A 206-nucleotide genomic window follows, 5' to 3' on the forward strand; every position below is an offset into this window, starting at 1 on the left:
GCCTTGTTCCCAAGACCGTAATGGAGATGCGTGATGTCCGTCACCCATTTCTGATTGGGCTGGCTCGCTGTGAATTCGCGATTCAAGACGTTATCCTCGATGTTGACATAGCTGGTCTTCGTACAGTAGCCGTTCGACCGGCGAATGAAAGACTTCAAGCAGAGCTTGATCATCAGACGACGAATCCGTTTGCGATTGTACTGCTT

The 206-nt window shown here is 50.0% G+C and carries 1 pseudogene; it reads right to left on the reverse strand.

Annotation, left to right across the window (positions count from 1 at the left end):
- Positions 1–206 (reverse strand): annotated as a pseudogene (locus E2491_RS12580) (IS3-like element ISSth1b family transposase); the annotation flags it as partial.

Source organism: Jeotgalibacillus sp. R-1-5s-1, assembly GCF_004405105.1.
In the GTDB taxonomy this organism is placed as follows: Bacteria; Bacillota; Bacilli; order Bacillales; family Jeotgalibacillaceae; genus Jeotgalibacillus.